At 74.0% G+C, this 14,552-nt stretch carries 15 protein-coding genes; 4 read left to right on the plus strand and 11 right to left on the minus strand.

Annotated elements, in window-relative coordinates:
* Positions 1-28: 28 nt before the first annotated feature.
* Together FJK98_RS25105 and serS are read left to right on the plus strand one after the other, a co-directional pair.
* Positions 29-1,108, plus strand: a complete 1,080-nt coding sequence (locus tag FJK98_RS25105; protein WP_145921185.1) for a MerR family transcriptional regulator — start codon at positions 29-31, stop codon at positions 1,106-1,108.
* Positions 1,109-1,480: 372 nt separating this feature from the next.
* Positions 1,481-2,767: a serine--tRNA ligase gene (serS, locus tag FJK98_RS25110; protein ID WP_145921186.1), complete on the plus strand. Its 1,287-nt coding sequence runs from the start codon at positions 1,481-1,483 to the stop codon at positions 2,765-2,767.
* Between the two features lie 49 nt (positions 2,768-2,816).
* Here the strand turns inward: serS and FJK98_RS25115 are convergent, their stop codons facing one another.
* Genes FJK98_RS25115 through FJK98_RS25130 form a run of 4 tightly spaced genes read right to left on the minus strand, consistent with a single transcriptional unit; the run spans position 2,817 to position 7,377 of the window.
* Positions 2,817-3,665, minus strand: coding sequence for a cytochrome c biogenesis CcdA family protein (locus FJK98_RS25115; protein ID WP_145921187.1), 849 nt, complete (start codon positions 3,663-3,665; stop codon positions 2,817-2,819).
* Positions 3,665-4,291: a TlpA disulfide reductase family protein gene (locus FJK98_RS25120; protein ID WP_145921188.1), complete on the minus strand. Its 627-nt coding sequence runs from the start codon at positions 4,289-4,291 to the stop codon at positions 3,665-3,667. The genes FJK98_RS25115 and FJK98_RS25120 overlap by 1 nt, the downstream gene beginning before the upstream one ends.
* A 21-nt stretch (positions 4,292-4,312) precedes the next feature.
* Positions 4,313-5,779: an NADH-quinone oxidoreductase subunit NuoF family protein gene (locus FJK98_RS25125; RefSeq protein ID WP_145921189.1), complete on the minus strand. Its 1,467-nt coding sequence runs from the start codon at positions 5,777-5,779 to the stop codon at positions 4,313-4,315.
* On the minus strand, positions 5,776-7,377 hold the full coding sequence (locus tag FJK98_RS25130; protein ID WP_240762339.1) for a ferric reductase-like transmembrane domain-containing protein: 1,602 nt from the start codon (positions 7,375-7,377) through the stop codon (positions 5,776-5,778). Before FJK98_RS25130 ends, FJK98_RS25125 begins: the two co-directional genes overlap by 4 nt.
* Before the next feature lie 317 nt (positions 7,378-7,694).
* On the opposite strand from FJK98_RS25130, the gene FJK98_RS25135 reads away from it, so the two are divergent.
* The gene (locus FJK98_RS25135; RefSeq protein ID WP_240762341.1) at positions 7,695-8,582 is read left to right on the plus strand and encodes a L,D-transpeptidase; all 888 of its coding nucleotides are present in this window, start codon (positions 7,695-7,697) and stop codon (positions 8,580-8,582) included.
* Positions 8,583-8,616: 34 nt separating this feature from the next.
* Here FJK98_RS25135 and FJK98_RS25140 read toward each other — a convergent pair whose 3' ends face one another.
* From FJK98_RS25140 to FJK98_RS25155, 4 genes are read right to left on the minus strand one after another with little or no spacing between them, the layout of a single operon-like run.
* A complete protein-coding gene (locus tag FJK98_RS25140) occupies positions 8,617-9,240 on the minus strand; it encodes a response regulator transcription factor (RefSeq protein ID WP_088647048.1) in 624 nt (207 codons plus the stop codon).
* The gene (locus FJK98_RS34720) at positions 9,237-10,376 is read right to left on the minus strand and encodes a sensor histidine kinase (protein ID WP_145921191.1); all 1,140 of its coding nucleotides are present in this window, start codon (positions 10,374-10,376) and stop codon (positions 9,237-9,239) included. Before FJK98_RS34720 ends, FJK98_RS25140 begins: the two co-directional genes overlap by 4 nt.
* Before the next feature lie 58 nt (positions 10,377-10,434).
* On the minus strand, positions 10,435-11,226 hold the full coding sequence (locus tag FJK98_RS25150; RefSeq protein WP_145921192.1) for an ABC transporter permease: 792 nt from the start codon (positions 11,224-11,226) through the stop codon (positions 10,435-10,437).
* Between the two features lies 1 nt (position 11,227).
* Positions 11,228-12,160, minus strand: coding sequence for an ABC transporter ATP-binding protein (locus FJK98_RS25155; protein WP_145921193.1), 933 nt, complete (start codon positions 12,158-12,160; stop codon positions 11,228-11,230).
* A gap of 274 nt (positions 12,161-12,434) precedes the next feature.
* Here FJK98_RS25155 and FJK98_RS25160 point away from each other — a divergent pair, with 274 nt between their 5' ends.
* Positions 12,435-13,280 (plus strand): alpha/beta hydrolase, encoded by an 846-nt coding sequence (locus FJK98_RS25160; RefSeq protein WP_145921194.1) that lies wholly within the window; start codon positions 12,435-12,437, stop codon positions 13,278-13,280.
* Positions 13,281-13,443: 163 nt separating this feature from the next.
* Here the strand turns inward: FJK98_RS25160 and FJK98_RS25165 are convergent, their stop codons facing one another.
* From FJK98_RS25165 to FJK98_RS25175, 3 genes are read right to left on the minus strand one after another with little or no spacing between them, the layout of a single operon-like run.
* Positions 13,444-13,854 (minus strand): type II toxin-antitoxin system VapC family toxin, encoded by a 411-nt coding sequence (locus FJK98_RS25165; RefSeq protein ID WP_145921195.1) that lies wholly within the window; start codon positions 13,852-13,854, stop codon positions 13,444-13,446.
* The gene (locus FJK98_RS25170) at positions 13,851-14,132 is read right to left on the minus strand and encodes a hypothetical protein (protein WP_145921196.1); all 282 of its coding nucleotides are present in this window, start codon (positions 14,130-14,132) and stop codon (positions 13,851-13,853) included. The genes FJK98_RS25165 and FJK98_RS25170 overlap by 4 nt, the downstream gene beginning before the upstream one ends.
* Positions 14,133-14,188: 56 nt before the next feature.
* A complete protein-coding gene (locus FJK98_RS25175) occupies positions 14,189-14,551 on the minus strand; it encodes a hypothetical protein (protein WP_145921197.1) in 363 nt (120 codons plus the stop codon).
* Position 14,552 lies beyond the last annotated feature (1 nt).

The raw sequence follows: 14,552 nt of genomic DNA on the forward strand, positions 1-14,552 counted from the left end.
ACCTGGTTGAGGCGACAGCATCGTGGGCATGGAGAGCGAGCTGCTGAGCATCGGCGAGCTGGCCCGGGCCAGTGGCCTGACGGTCAGCGCGCTGCGGTTCTACGACCGGTGCGGGGTGCTGACCCCGACGCTTGTCGACCCGGTGAACGGGTACCGCTGGTACACCGCCGCGCAGGTGACGCCGGCCCGGCTGGTGGCCGGCCTGCGCCGGATCGGCATGCCGCTGGCCGGGATCACCGCCGCGTTGCGGCTGCGCGACGAGCCGGCGCGGGTCGGGCGGCTGCTCGACGCGCACCTGCGCCGGTTGGAGGACGGTCTCGCCGACGCCCGCCGCGAACTCTCCCGGATCCGTGCCCTGATCGATCCCGAGGAGTGTCCGATGACCACCCGAATCACCCTGTCCCCCGTCGCCCTGGCCGCCGCCGTCGACGCCGTCCGGTTCGCTGTCGGCACCGACCCCGACCTGCCGGTGCTCGGCGGTGTGCTGCTGGACGTGGAGTCCGACGGCGTACGGCTGGTGGCGACCGACCGATACCGGATGGCGCTGGCCCGCGCCGGTGGCCGGGTGGACGGCCCGCCGGTGCGGGCGCTGCTGCCGGCGGCGGCCGTCGACGAGTTCCGGGCGCTGCTGGACACCACCGAACAGGTGCGGCTGACCGTCGCCGGCGGGGAGGTCGCCGTCGCCGTCGCCGGGGTCGAGGCCCGCTCGGCGGTGCTGCCGGACGAGTTCACCGACTACCGGCGGCTGCTGCGCCGTCCGGCGGACGCCACGGCCCGGCGGGTTCCGGTCGACGTGGCGGCGCTGCGTACCGCGCTGCGGTCCACCACCCCCACGGTGACCCGGGAGCACGAGGGGGTGGCGCTGCCGGTGACGGTGCTGGGGGTGGACGACCGCGACGGGCTGCGCCTGGTCGACGCCGCCGAACTGGCCGGGCCGGACCCGACCGACCTGCTGGTCGGGGTGAACGGGGACTTCCTGCTCGATGCCCTGGACGCCGCCGGCGGCCCGCAACTGGTGTTGGAACTCGACGGTCCGATCGCCCCGCTGGCCGTGCGCCGCCCCGACGACGAGGACACCTTCTCGATCCTGATGCCGATCCGGCTCTGACTCCCGCCTTCCGGTAGCGGTGGCGGGCACCCCGCGTTCAACGGCGTCGTTAGGGCAGCAGGCCGCAGCAGGGCTCGAAAGCGGCACCGACAGCGATTACCGGGAGTGAATTGAGAGATCAACCCGGCATCGTCACCTTCGGTGATGGGCAAAGTCGCCGGCCGTCAAGCCGGGCCGGGCACGAGGCAGAGGGCCGGGTGGCGAAGGCAGGCGCGTCCCCGTCGCCAGCGGCGGGTGCGGATGACGCCGGTGCGGGCCCCCGCCCCGGGGGTCCCGGGCAGCGCGCGTCAGCACCGGGGCCGGGGGCCGGCGGGCGCGACGGTAGCATCGGAGGGTCCCACCTGACCGCCTGGACGGAGCGTACGGAGCAGCATGCTCGACATGGAGTTGATCCGGAAGGATCGCGAGGCGGTGGCGACCGCGCTCGCGAAGCGACTGGATCCCGCCGAGGTCAACCGGGTCCTGGACGACATCCAGCGACTCGACCAGGAACGCCGCGCCCTGATCACGGAGATCGACGCCGAGCGGCAGCGCCGCAAGGCCGAGGCCCGGGCGTACGCGCAGGCGAAGCGGGCCGGCACCACGCCGGAGTCCGTCGCGCCGGAGGTCGAGCGCAAGCAGCTCGCCGAGCTGGAGTCCCAGCTCGACGAGGTGCAGTCCCGGCTGCGCGGCACGATGAGCGAGCTGCCCAACCTGCCCGCCGACGACGTGGTGCCCGGCGGCAAGGAGGCCAACCGGGTGGTGAAGACCTTCGGTGCGCCGCCGGTCATCGAGACGATCCGCGACCACGTGGAGCTGAGCCGGGCGCTCGGCCTGGTCGACCACGAACGGGGCGTCAAGCTCGGCGGTTCGGGCTTCTGGATGTACACCGGCCTGGGCGCCCGGCTGGAGTGGGCGCTGATCAACTGGTTCATCGACGAGCACGTGCGGGCCGGCTACGAGTTCCTGCTCCCGCCGCACCTGCTGCTGGACACCGCCGGTTTCGCCGCCGGCCAGTTCCCCAAGTTCTACGACGACGTCTACCACCTGGACCGGGAGTCCGCCCCGCGCGGGCAGTTCCTGCTGCCCACCTCGGAGACGGCGATCCTCGGCGCCTACCAGGACGAGATCCTGGAGACGTCGAAGCTGCCGCTGAAGGCGTTCGCGTACACCCCCTGCTACCGGCGGGAGGCGGCCGGTTCGCACTCCGACGAGCGCGGCACCGTACGCGGGCACCAGTTCAACAAGGTGGAGATCTTCCAGTTCACCCTGCCCGAGCAGGCCGACGCGGCGCTGGAGGAGATGCTCGCCCACGCGGAGAGCCTGGTCGAGAAGCTGGGCCTGCACTACCAGCGCAGCCTGCTGTCGGCCGGTGACGCCAGCGCTTCGATGAAGAAGACCCTCGACATCGAGGTGTGGATGCCGAGCACCGGCAAGTACAAGGAGGTGTCGTCGGTCTCCTGGGCCGGTGACTACCAGGCCCGCCGGGCCGCCATCCGCTACCGCGAGCCGGGCGGCAAGCAGACCCGGTTCGTGCACACGCTCAACGGTTCGGCGCTGGCCACCAGCCGGCTCTTCCCGGCCATCCTGGAGCAGTTCCAGCAGCCCGACGGTTCGGTACTGGTGCCCGAGGTGCTCCGCGACCGGCTCGGCACCGACCGGCTCACCCCGGTGCGCTGAGGCGTCCGGTGGGCGGCGGGGTCCTGCGGGCACCCGCCGCCCACCGCCCTCACGTCCGCCCGGCGTCGCGGGTGCGGGTGCGGTGCCGCAGCGCCGCCACCGCGAGCAGCACGACCAAAAGCCCGGCGAGCACCGCCGGGCCGGCCGTGTCCAGCGCCGTCACCAGCGTCCGTTGGACCCGGGCCGCGCCGACCACCACCGGGTCGCCGAAGGCGTCGTGCCGGCCCTGGGCGAGGCGGACCTCGTACCAGCCGTACCAGGCGACGTAGCCGCCGGCGACGAGCAGCACCAGACCGCTGAGCCGGGGCACCCACGCGCCGACGCCGCGCAGCCCACGGACCACCCGGCCGCGCAGCAGCGCCACGCCGAGCGCCGCCACCGCCACCACCAGCCCCATCCCGATCGCGTACGCGACGAACAGCGCCAGCCCGCGCAGGGTCGACCCGGCCTGGAGGCTGGTCACCACGATCGCCAGGAACGGGGCGATCGAGCAGCTCAGCGACGCCAGCGCGTACGCCATGCCGAACAGCGCCATGGACGGCAGCGAACGGGTCAGGCGGGGGGCGCGGGCCGACGGGCGCGGGGTGGGCAGCCGGCGGCCGGCGAGCAGCCAGCAGCCCAGCGCCAGCAGACCCAGCCCGAGGGTCACGGTCAGCCACGGCAGCCGGGGGCGCAGCCAGTCGGCCAGCGGCGCGACGGCCAGCCCGAAGGCCCCGAACACCACGACGTACCCGCAGGTCAGGCCGGCCGCCGCGGTGAGTGCCCGGCCGACCGTGCCCCGGCCGTCGGCCGGCCCGGCGACCAGCAGCGACAGGTACGCCGGCAGCATCGCGAAGCCGCACGGGTTGACCGCGCCGAGCATCCCGGCGGTCAGCGCGAGCAGCAGCGGGCCGGTCATCAGCCGGCCAGGGCGGCGACCCGGCGGGTGAGGTCCTCGCCGTCGAGGAAGCCCTGGTGGACGACCTTCCCCTCCCGGTCGATGATGAGGAAGGTGCTCTGTTCGACGATCTCGAAGCGCCGCCACAGCGCGCCGGCCCGGTCGTCGATCTGGGTGGTGCCGCCGAGTTCGAACTCGGTGACGAAGCTGCGCATCGCCTTCTGCTCACCGAGGCCGGCCACCCCGACGATCGGCACGGTGTCCCGGTACTTCGGGGCGATCTCGGCGACCGTCCACGCCTGGCTGGCGCAGGTGGCGCACCAGGGCGCCCAGAACCACAGCACCACCGGGCGGCCGGCCAGGTCGGCGGCGGAGAACGCCGTACCGTCGAGGGTCCTGGCGGTGAAGCGCAGCGCGTCGGGCACCACGGCGGGTGCGCCGGTCGGGGTGGTCGCGACGGACGACGGCGCGGCGGAGGTCGACGCGGTGGCGACCGGGACGGCGACCTCGGCGGCCGGCTGCGCCGACGTCGGCCCGACGGCGCAGGCCGAGGCGGCCAGCAGGGTGCCGGCGAGGGTGGCGGCGACGGCGAGCCGGGCGGCCGGTCGACCCTCCGGCCCGTTGCTGGGTGACGACGACGACCGCATCCGGTGCTCCTCTCGGTGGTGCTACTCGGCCTCGACCAGCCGCAGCGCGAGTTCGGGGCAGACCTTGACCGCCTTCATCGCACCTTCCTTCAGCCAGGTCGGCACAGGGGTGGACGGGAAGGCGGGGTAACCGTTGCCGTCGAGCCGGATGAAGTCCGGTACGACGTGGGCGCACAGCCCGTGCCCGTCACAGCGGGACCAGTCCAGGGTGAGCTTGCGGGGGTTGGCGTCGGGCGCGCCGGGCAGCCCCATCACGCCCTTGACCCGCTTGCCGCACCCCTCGCCGGTGGTGTGTTGCCGCAGGTCGTCGGCGAACACCTCCATCGCGGAGAGCGCGAAGCGGGACGTGCCGTCGGGGTGGCTGCACGCGCCCCGGCCCTTCACGTCACCGGCGGCGGCCCGGACCACCTCCACCGGGGCGCTGCCGGAGACCGCCAGGTCGACGGCGCGGGCCAGGTCGGGCAGGCCGCGCTTGCACGGCCCGCACTGGCCGGCGGACTCCCCGGCGAGGTAGCGGACCACCTGGGCGGCCTCGCCGAGCGGGCAGGTGTCCCGGCCGAGCGGGATGATGATGCCGGCACCGAGGGTGCCGCCGACGCTGGTGAGGCTCTTGCGGGTGATCTCGGCCCGCTGCGCCGCCTCCCAGGTGATCCACCGGCCGTGGTAGCCGCCCATCAGGATGCCCGGCCCCTCCGGCACCTCGCACAGGTCGAGGATGTCCCGCAGCGGGGTGCCGGCGGCGCATTCCACCACGGCGGCGCGTTTGGCCTGGCCGGTCACGGTGAGCAGCACGGTGCCGGGCTCGTCGTCGGTGCCGAGCGCGGCGTACTCGTACGGGCCGAGCCGGGCCGCGATGGCCACCTGGGCGTACGTCTCGGCGTTGGACAGCAGGGTGGGCAGGTTGCGTACGCCCGAGTCGCTGGACCGTTTCTTGGTGCCGGGCGGGATGTGCGGCAGTCCGTTGATCCCGTTGACCAGCGCGCCGCCCTCGCCGGAGATGAACCGGTGCGGCACGGTGACGATGGTGGTGGGCACCGGCATCCGGCGTTCGGCGAGGGCCTCGGTGAGCGATTCCCGGCCGATCAGGTCGTCGGCGACGCAGAGCACGATCTCCTCGGCGTCCAGCGCGTACGCGGCCAGGGCGGCGCCGTCGAGGATGAGGTGCGGGGCCCGGGTGAGCAGCACCTTGTCCTTCCAGCTCGCCGGTTCCCCCTCGGTGGCGTTGACCACCACCACGGCGGGCAGGTCCTGCCGTTCGCAGGACTCCAGCACCGCCTTGAACTTGCGGTAGAACGGGAAACCCGCCCCGCCCTTGCCCTTGAGCTGGATGGCTTCGGCCAGCCGGAGCAGGTTGGCCGGTTCCATCGGGCCGATCGGCCCGTGCTCCATCTCGTGTGCCATCAGGTCGAGCCGGCCGAACTCGGCGAAGCCGGCGGTCAGCCGGGGCTCGCCGATGCAGGCGACCGGTGGGACCTTCGTGCGCATCACTTGGCCTCACCGCGCAGCCCGGCCCAGTACGCCCCGTCGACGGCGTCCGCGTTGGCCTTGCCCTTGCGCCGGCTGCGGCTGTCGCCGGTGGCCTTGCGGGCCCGCCGGGACGCCAGGTCGACCAGGGTCGGGGTGTCGTCGACGGGGATGTCGTCGGCGACGTAGCGGGCCGGCGGGCGCCAGTAGTCCGGCTCCTCCGGCACGTCCGCCTCGACGCTGTGCCGGCCGGAGCCGCTGCGCGGGGCGGCGGAGATCGGCTCGGCCGAGACGGGCCGGTCGGACCCCTCCCACCGGCGCGGGCTGTCCCACGGCTCCTCCGGCTCCTCGGTGCGCCGCCGGGGCGGGGCCGAGTAGCGGGCGGCCAGGTCGTCGTCGTCCCGTCGGGCCCGGCGGCCGGTGGAGACGGGGGCGATGTCCTCCTCGTAGCGGGAGCGGCGGCCACCGGACACCGGGGCGACGTCCTCGTCGTAGCGGGAGCGCCGGCCGCCGGAGACGGGGGCCACGTCCTCGTCGCGGTCGCGGCGGCGGCTGCCGGACACCGGAGCGACGTCCTCCTCGTAGCGGGAACGCCGGGCACCGGAGACGGGGGCGGCGTCCTCGTCGCGGCGGCGGGGCCGCTCGTCGCGGTCGTCCCGCTCGGCGGTCCGGCGGCGCGCGGCCGGTTCCAGGTCGCGCTCGCGGCGGGGGGCCGGCGCGGTCTCCTGGGTGGTACGGCCCCGGCCGCCCCGCACGGGTTCGCGCAGGGTGCCCGGTTCGGGGACGACCGGGACGGTGAACCGCTCGGGGTCCCGACGCCGGGCGCTGCCGGTCGGCGCGTTCCAGGACGGGGCGAGGGCGGTCTCGGCCCAACTGCTCCGGCTCTCCCTCTCCTCCTCCTTCTTGCGGCCGAGCCCGGTGAGCAGCGTCCGGCCCTTACCCTCGTCGACGCCCTTGCCCGTCATGGCCTTGTTCAGCGCGACGGCCTGCTGCTGCTCGCGGCTGCGCTTGCCGAGGTAGACCGACATCCGCACCAGCAGCGCCACCACGACCAGCAGGACGCAGGCCAGGTAGCTGAGCACCACCCAGGACTTGGCGGCCCGGCCGGCGTTGAGGCCGTGGAACAGGGCGAACGGCCAGGAGAGGTACGCCAGGGAGTGCAGGCTGCGCCAGAACCACTTGGGTCCGACGCCGGCGAAGCGGACCCGGACGATGCCGGTCCACAGCACGCTCACCATGAGGAAGGCGGCCACCGTGCCGAGCCCGACGTAGAGTCCGCTGCCACCGATGAACGGCACCACGGCGTCGGTGGGTCCGGCCCGACCGATGGCGATCTTGGTGATGACGTGGAAGACCAGGCCGACGACGCCGAGGATGCCGGTGGCCCGGTGCGCGGACTGCAGGAGCACCCGGTGGCGGATCATGAGGACCAGCCGGTCGGTGGCGAGCAGGCCCATCATCACGGTGAGGCTGAGCGACACCAGGGCGACCACCCCGGCGAAGAACTCGGTGAAGAAGAAGCCGTACGCGTACATCGCCGTGCCGTTGCCGGTCATCTCGACCCCGGCCCAGAACAGCCCCAGCGCGGACGCCACCATCAGCGCCATCGTGCCCTTCGACATTGTCCGGACACCACGGCTGCTGGTGGAGGTCCGGACGGTCGCCGCCTTCTCGTTCTGCTTTGCCCGGGCCATCTGCTCCTCGATCGTCTAACGGCGGCGCCACCACCGGCCGACCCTGCTCCCACCTCCAGTACGGACCTCCGACGCGTACGGATCAGTGCCGCCGCCGAAAATTCTCGGCGGATCGTCGAACCACCCCGGTCCGGGACGCGTGTAAGGCTCGGCGTACGACGTCCCGGCGGGTGGACGGCCGGGGATCGGGAGCCTGTCGGGACGATTCGCGCCGGGTGGAGCCACCTACCCCTTAGAGTGTTTTCGTGGCTTTTGACCGGATGATCGAACGGTGGGGGCGGGGGCCGCTCGTCGCCGTCGTCGGCGTACCGGCGCTGCTGGTGCTGGCCCTGCTCGTCGGTGCGGCGCTGCGCTACGACGCACCCACCCCGACCCGTCGGGCGGCGACCCCGCCACCGACCGTGGCCGTCCCGCACGAGGACGAGACCGTGCCGCCCGCCGCACCGGCCCCACCCGGGCTGCCCGTGATCGACTACGACCCGGCCCCCGCCGGTTTCCCGGCCGACCCGCACCCGCTCGACGTCACCCCGTTGACCGAGGGCGTCACCCCGACCCGCAACATCGCCGCGTACGACGCACCGGGCGGACGCCCCCGCGCCCTGCTCGCCCCCACCATCAGCGGGGTTGAGCTGACCATGCCGGTGGTGCAGCGGCGCACCGGCTGGACGGCGGTCCTGCTGCCCTCGGCGAGCCGTCGACTGGCCTGGCTGCCCGAGGGGGGCTGGAGTCCGGTCGTCCTGCGGGACCAGATCGTGGTGCAGCGGCGCACCCACCAGCTCACCTGGTACCGGCACGGCCAACCGGTGCACACCTGGCCGGTCAGCCTCGGCCAGGCCGGCCAGGAGACCCCCCTCGGCCGCACCTTCATCCTCGGCACCACGCCACCGCCCGAACCGGTCTACGGCGGGGTGGACGTCTTCGCCCTCGGCGCGGTCCCCGACGACCCGGAGGCGGTGCCCACCGGGCTGCGGGGCGCGCACATCGGCCTACACACCTGGCAGGACGACGACACCCTCGGCGAGGACGTCACCAACGGCTGCATCCGGCTGACCCGCACCGCCCAGCAGACCCTCCTCGACGAGGTACGCCCCGGCACCGAACTGGTCGTCGTCGACGCCCTGACCACCTCCTGAGCCGGCCGCCACCGCCACCCGGCCCCGGCGGGGCTCAGTCGCCGAGCAGCCAGCCGTTCTGTTCGGCGAGCCGGACGGCGGTGGCCCGGTTACGGGCGCCGGTCTTGCCGATCGCCGCCGACAGGTGGTTGCGGACCGTGCCCTCGGACAGGTGCAGCGCCGCCGCCAGATCGGCCACCGTGCCACCGCCCCGGGCCGCCCGCAGCACCGCCGTCTCCCGTTCGGTCAACGGGCTCGTCCCCGCCGCGAGGGTCTCCGCCGCCAGCGCCGGGTCGACCACCCGCAGCCCGGCGTGCACCCGGCGGACCGCGTCGGCGAGCTGCCGGGCCGGGGTGTCCTTGACCACGAAGCCGCCCGCCCCGGCCTCCATCGCCCGCCGCAGGTAGCCGGGCCGACCGAAGGTGGTGACCACCAGCACCCGGCAACCGGGCAGCGCGGCCCGCAGCGCGGCGGTCGCGGCGATCCCGTCCAGCCCCGGCATCTCCACGTCGAGCAGCGCCACGTCCGGGCCGGTGCGGCGGGCCGCGTCCACCACCTCGTCACCCCGACCCACCTCGGCCACCACGTCGAGATCCGGTTCGAGGGACAGCAGCGCGGCGAGCGCGCCCCGGACCAACGCCTGGTCGTCGGCGAGCAGCAGCCGGATCGGGTCGCTCACCGCCGCTCCACCGGCACGGTGACCCGCAGCAGGAAGCCGGTGCCGTCCGGCCGCCGGCCGACCGTCACGGTGCCGTCGAGCCGCCGGCCGCGTTCCCGCAGGCCGAGCAGCCCGTGCCCGCCGTCGCCGGCCGGCTGCGGCCCGGCCGGCCCGCGCCCGTCGTCGGCGATCTCCACCCGGTCCGGGTGGACCCGGATCACACACCGCCGCGCGCCGCTGTGCCGCACCACGTTGGTCACTCCCTCCCGGACCGCCCAGCCGAACAGTTCCTCCCGCGCCGCCGGCAGCGTCGGCAGGTCGTCCGGCAGGTCACCGACGATGCCCGCCGCCGCCAGCGCCGTCCGGGCGCCGGCCAACTCGCCACTCAGGCTGATCTCCCGGTACGCCCCGACGGTACGCCGTACGTCGGCCAGCGCCTGCCGGGCCAGCCGCTCGACGTCGGCGATCTCGGTGCCGGCACGGGCCGGGTCCAGCTCCAGCAGCCGCCCGGCCAGCTCCGCCTTGACGGCCACCACGGTCAGCGAGTGCCCGAGAATGTCGTGCAGGTCGCGGGCGGTGCGGGCGCGTTCCTCGGCGACCGCGAGCCGGCGGATCTCGGCCTGGGCGGCCCGCAGTTCGCCGTTGCGCTGCGCCAGCCGGCTCACCCCGAACATGGCGAACGAGGCGAGCAGCACCGCGAAGACGACGGTGCTCTCCGCCTCCCAGCCGGGCACCAGCGCGGCGGCGACCGGTGGGGCCACCGCGCACAGCACGACCACCACCAGGGCGTCCACCGGGGGCAGCAGGAACACCGCCGCCGCCGCGACGAAGACCAGGGTGGTCAGCCAGTCCCCCGCGGTGCCGGGGATACCGGCCAGGCCGAGCCCGAGCAGCAGCCCCACGGACGCCCGCGCCCGGCCGACCGGGATCGGCCGGTGCGCCTGGCGCAGGCCACGCGCCCACTGGAAGATCAGCACGTAGAGCACGCCGAAGACGACCAGGGTGCCCACCCCCACCGCCCGCCGCCAGGGTTGTGCCTGGTGCACGGCGGTGAACAGCGGGATGTTGAGGAAGAACAGCCAGACCCCGGCGAGCAGCCAGCCGGTGATCCGCCAGCGGCGGGTCACCGGCGACGGCCGGTCGAACGGAAGGTCCATCGGATCCACGCTAGTCTCCGCCGGCCGGTGTCCGGGCCCGCCGGTGCCGGGCCACGGCTCAGACCCGCTGGGTGTCGCGGCGGAACAGCCGGGCCGCGCCGAGGGCGAAGCCCGCCGTCCAGCCGAGCACGTTGACGAGCACCCCGACGGTCACCGGGTCACCGGTCAGCGGGGCACGGGCCAGTTGACCCACCCCCCACACGGGGGTGAACTGGGCGATCCGCTGCATCACGTCGGGCAGCATCTCCACCGGCAGGAACAGGCCGCCGAACATGGCGAGCAGGGCGAGCACCGGCCCCATGAACTGCATGACGTTCTCGGCCGGGCCGAGGTAGCCGATGAGCAGCCCCAGCGCGGCGAAGACCAGCGAGCCGAGCCAGGCCGCCGCCCCGGACAGCAACCAGACGGACACCGGCAGCCGGACCCCGGCGGCGGCCCCGACCGCGAACTCGATCACCACCGCGACCAGCCCGAGCACCATCGCGGTGGCGACCTTCGTGGCGACGTACGCGGCCGGGTGCAGCGGGGTGAGCCGGAGCTGACGGCTCCAGCCCAGGGCACGTTCCGTGGCGACCGCCGCGCCCGCGCTGGTGGTGGCGACCATCGCACCGTAGACGGCGAGGCTGACCATGATCCAGGCGAGCACCTGCCGGCCGTTGGGCAGTGTCTCGCCCCGCTGCGGCAGCCCGAACAGCAGGAAGAACACCGCCGGCATGACCATGGTGAACAGCAGGGTCCGGCGGTTGCGCAGCACCCGGCGCATCTCGATCAGCAGCACCGCCGGGGAGAACCCGCCGAGGGCCGGCGGCCGGCGGTCCGCGGTGGGGGTGGTCAGGGCGGAGGTGGTCATCTCAGGCTCCAACGGTCGCGGTGGGGGTGACTTCGGGCAGGACGGCTTCGGTGGCGGTCAGGGCCAGGAAGGCGTCCTCCAGGTTGCGGGAGGTGATCTCCAGGTCCCGGGCCGCGGTGCGGGTGAGCAGGTGCCGGGCGACGGCGTCCGAGTCGCCGGTACGGATCAGCACGGCGTCGCCGCGTACCTCGACGGCCTCCACGCCGGGGAGCGCGGCCAGGCCGGACTGGTCGGCGTCGGGCAGGGTGGCCCGGACGATCCGGCCGGCGGCCAGGTTCTTGATCTCGGCGGTGGTGCCGTCGGCGACCACCCGACCCTGCCGGACCAGCACGATCCGGTCGGCGTACGCGTCGGCCTCGTCGAGGTAGTGGGTGGCGAAGATGACGGTGCGGCCGGACCGGGCGTCGGCCCGGATCGCCTGCCAGAAGTCGCGTCGCCCCTCGACGTCCATGCCGGTGGTCGGCTCGTCGAGGACCATCACCTCCGGGTCGGAGAGCAGGGCCAGCGCGAACCGCAGCCGCTGCTGCTGGCCCCCGGAGCACTTCCCGACGAGCCGGTCGGCCAGGTCGGCGATCCCGGCCCGGGTCAGCACCTCGGTGACCGGCCGGGTCCGGCCGAAGAAGGACGCGGTCATCCGTACCGTCTCGGCGACGGTGAGATCCTTGAGCAGGCCGCCGCTCTGCATGACGGCGGCGACCCGGCCGTGGCGGACGGCCTCGGCGGGGGTGCCGCCCAGCAGCCGGACCTCCCCGGCGTCGGGGCGGGCCAGGCCGAGCAGCATGTCGATCGTGGTGGTCTTGCCGGCCCCGTTGGGGCCGAGGAACGCCACCACCTCGCCCGGGTGGATGGTCAGGTCGAGCCCGTCGACGGCGGTCACCGGCCCGAAGCTCTTCCGCAGGCCGCTCAACTCGACGGCCGGACACTCACTTCTCATGCCACCGAGCATGCGTCCGCCGGGCCGCCCCTCCCCGGCCCGCCCGTCACCTTCCACCCGTGACAAATGTCAGCGGTGTCGCACCCGGTGTCCGTTCCGCGCGGGAGTCGTATGCCTGCTGGGCATATTTATGACTGACAGGAATAGCGGTCCCCAGCGACCTGTGTCCGCCGGCCCACGCGCCCCACCCCGCCGACAGTCGGGCCCGCGTGGGGCATCGGGCGGTGGAAGGTGGGTATGCCGCCGCGGTCGGGGCGAGGTCGGGGAGGACGGCATGGGGAACGCGTCGGACGGGCAGGTCGACACGGTCGTGTTCGTGCACGGGCTGTGGATGACGTCGCGCAGTTGGGAAGGCTGGGCCGAGCGGTACGCGGCACGCGGGTTCCGGGTGCTCGCCCCCGCCTGGCCGGGCTTCGACCGGGAGGTGACCGCGCTGCGCGCCGACCCCGGGACGATCGCCGGCACCACCCTGCGCCAGGTGATCGACCACTACGCGGCGGTGATCCGTGAGCTGCCCGGCGCACCGATCGTGATCGGCCACTCGTTCGGCGGGCTGGTCGCCCAGGTGCTTGCCGACCGGGGGCTCGGCGCGGCCGTCGTGGCGGTCGCGTCCGCCCCGGTCAAGGGGGTGCTCCGGCTGCCGATCAGCACGCTGCGGGCGTCGTACCCGGTGCTGCGCAGCCCGGTCAACCGGCACAGGGGGGTGCAGATCAGCCCGGACGAGTTCCGGTACGCCTTCGGCAACACCCTCCAGCCGGACGACTCCGACCGGGCCTGGCGGCGCTACGCCGTCCCGGCCGCCGGGCACGTGCTGTTCGAGGGGGCGTTCGCCAACCTCGACCCGCACTCCGCCGCGACCGTCGACACCGGCCGCGACGACCGCCCGCCGCTGCTGCTGATCGCCGGTGGCGAGGACCACGTGGCCCCGCCGTCACTGGTGAAGGCGAACGCCGGGCTCTACCAGAAGTCCCGGGCGGTCACCGCGTACCACGAGTTCCCCGGCCGCTCCCACTTCACGGTGGGTGAGCCCGGCTGGGAGGCGGTCGCCGACTACGCCCTGGACTGGGCGGTACGCATGGCACAGGCTCCGGCGACGGCGGGCGGCCCGTCCTGCCGCTGAGCCGGGACCGCCCCGCCGGACGAGCTACACGAGCGTAGGCCGAGCCTGACTGACCGTTCGACCGTGCCGGCCTACCCGCCGGGCAGCCCGGCACGCACCGTCACCGCCGACAACCGCTCGCTGTCGTGGTCGGGCCGGTGCAGCGAGCACTTTTCCGGGAACGTCAGTCCCAGGTCTCGCTGATGTCGAGGATCTCCATTCCCGGGGGCAGCGCCGGCGTCAGGGCCTTCGGATCCCGGGTGACCAGATAGCAGCGGTAGAGGACAGCGGTGGCGACGGCGTGCGCGGCATCCAACGACACCTGTGTGCGCGCCGCCAGGCGCGCCACCCGCCGGCTCGTGGCGGCGTCGTAGACGGCCACCTGAATGTCACGTTCCTCGGTGAACAGCAGGTCGAGCAGGGCGGCGGAGGCGGTACCCGCCAGTTCGAGCTGCGCCTGCCCGAGGCAGAGCGCGGGCACCCACAGCTGCTGCTCCGGGTCCTCCTCGGCGAGGGTGAGCATGGCACCGGGCTCGACACTGGTTCCCGAGGCGTAAGCGAGCAGCGCAGAGGTGTCGAGGACCAGGCCGTTCACGCCGCGGCGCTGCCGTCCTCGTCGAACTGGCGGAGCCATTCGAGATTCCGGGCATGCTGCTCGTCACTGATCGGGGGAAGAGCTGCCAGACGACTCCTCGTCGACTCGACGTCGTCGTCGGTGACGACGTAACCGAGCTGCGCCCAGCGCGCCCGGAGGTCGTCCGCCCGCATCTTCCGACGGAGGACTCCCGCGATGAAACCGGACGTGTTGCCCTGGGTGCGTTCGACGTAGGCGGCCACGTCGTCGGGCAAGCTGATCGTGATACGACGAGTCATACTCTCAGCATATCTGCTGCATACTGACGATCGGCCCATCACGTCATGACGCGCCGTCACCGCCGGGGGTGCTGCTGTGCGGGCCACCCCACGTGTACCCCGCCGGAGATGTCGCGCGCCTGCACCACCGGGCCGGTGACCTGGCCGGACACCGTGTTGGTCACCGCTTCGGCCCGTACGGTCGTCTGGTGGAAGGTCGCCCAGCGGCGGCGTAGCTCCTGGTCGAAGTCGGGATCACGGTCGGCGGCGTCGACAAGTGCCCGGCGCACCGCGACGGTCCGGTCGTCGCCCCCGCCGGACGCGGGCTCGGCGGTGAGCGCGGCCCGCAGCGCACGGTGCTCTGCCGCCTTCCGGCGGACGAGGCGCATCACCGACGCGAGGGATTCCCGTGCCGCGTCGGTGAGGCCCTCGACCGGCACC

It is taken from the genome of Micromonospora sp. HM134 (genome assembly GCF_007833915.1).
Classification (GTDB): domain Bacteria; phylum Actinomycetota; class Actinomycetes; order Mycobacteriales; family Micromonosporaceae; genus Micromonospora; species Micromonospora wenchangensis.

Excerpts from the sequence above, each read along its gene's own strand:
- FJK98_RS25105 (WP_145921185.1), top strand. The coding sequence starts at position 29 with ATGGAGAGCGAGCTGCTGAGCATCGGCGAGCTGGCCCGGGCCAGTGGC.
- serS (WP_145921186.1), top strand. The coding sequence starts at position 1,481 with ATGCTCGACATGGAGTTGATCCGGAAGGATCGCGAGGCGGTGGCGACC.
- FJK98_RS25115 (WP_145921187.1), bottom strand. The coding sequence starts at position 3,665 with ATGACCGGCCCGCTGCTGCTCGCGCTGACCGCCGGGATGCTCGGCGCG.
- FJK98_RS25120 (WP_145921188.1), bottom strand. The coding sequence starts at position 4,291 with ATGCGGTCGTCGTCGTCACCCAGCAACGGGCCGGAGGGTCGACCGGCC.
- FJK98_RS25130 (WP_240762339.1), bottom strand. The coding sequence starts at position 7,377 with ATGTCGAAGGGCACGATGGCGCTGATGGTGGCGTCCGCGCTGGGGCTG.
- FJK98_RS34720 (WP_145921191.1), bottom strand. The coding sequence starts at position 10,376 with ATGGACCTTCCGTTCGACCGGCCGTCGCCGGTGACCCGCCGCTGGCGG.
- FJK98_RS25150 (WP_145921192.1), bottom strand. The coding sequence starts at position 11,226 with ATGACCACCTCCGCCCTGACCACCCCCACCGCGGACCGCCGGCCGCCG.
- FJK98_RS25155 (WP_145921193.1), bottom strand. The coding sequence starts at position 12,160 with ATGAGAAGTGAGTGTCCGGCCGTCGAGTTGAGCGGCCTGCGGAAGAGC.
- FJK98_RS25160 (WP_145921194.1), top strand. The coding sequence starts at position 12,435 with ATGGGGAACGCGTCGGACGGGCAGGTCGACACGGTCGTGTTCGTGCAC.
- FJK98_RS25170 (WP_145921196.1), bottom strand. The coding sequence starts at position 14,132 with ATGACTCGTCGTATCACGATCAGCTTGCCCGACGACGTGGCCGCCTAC.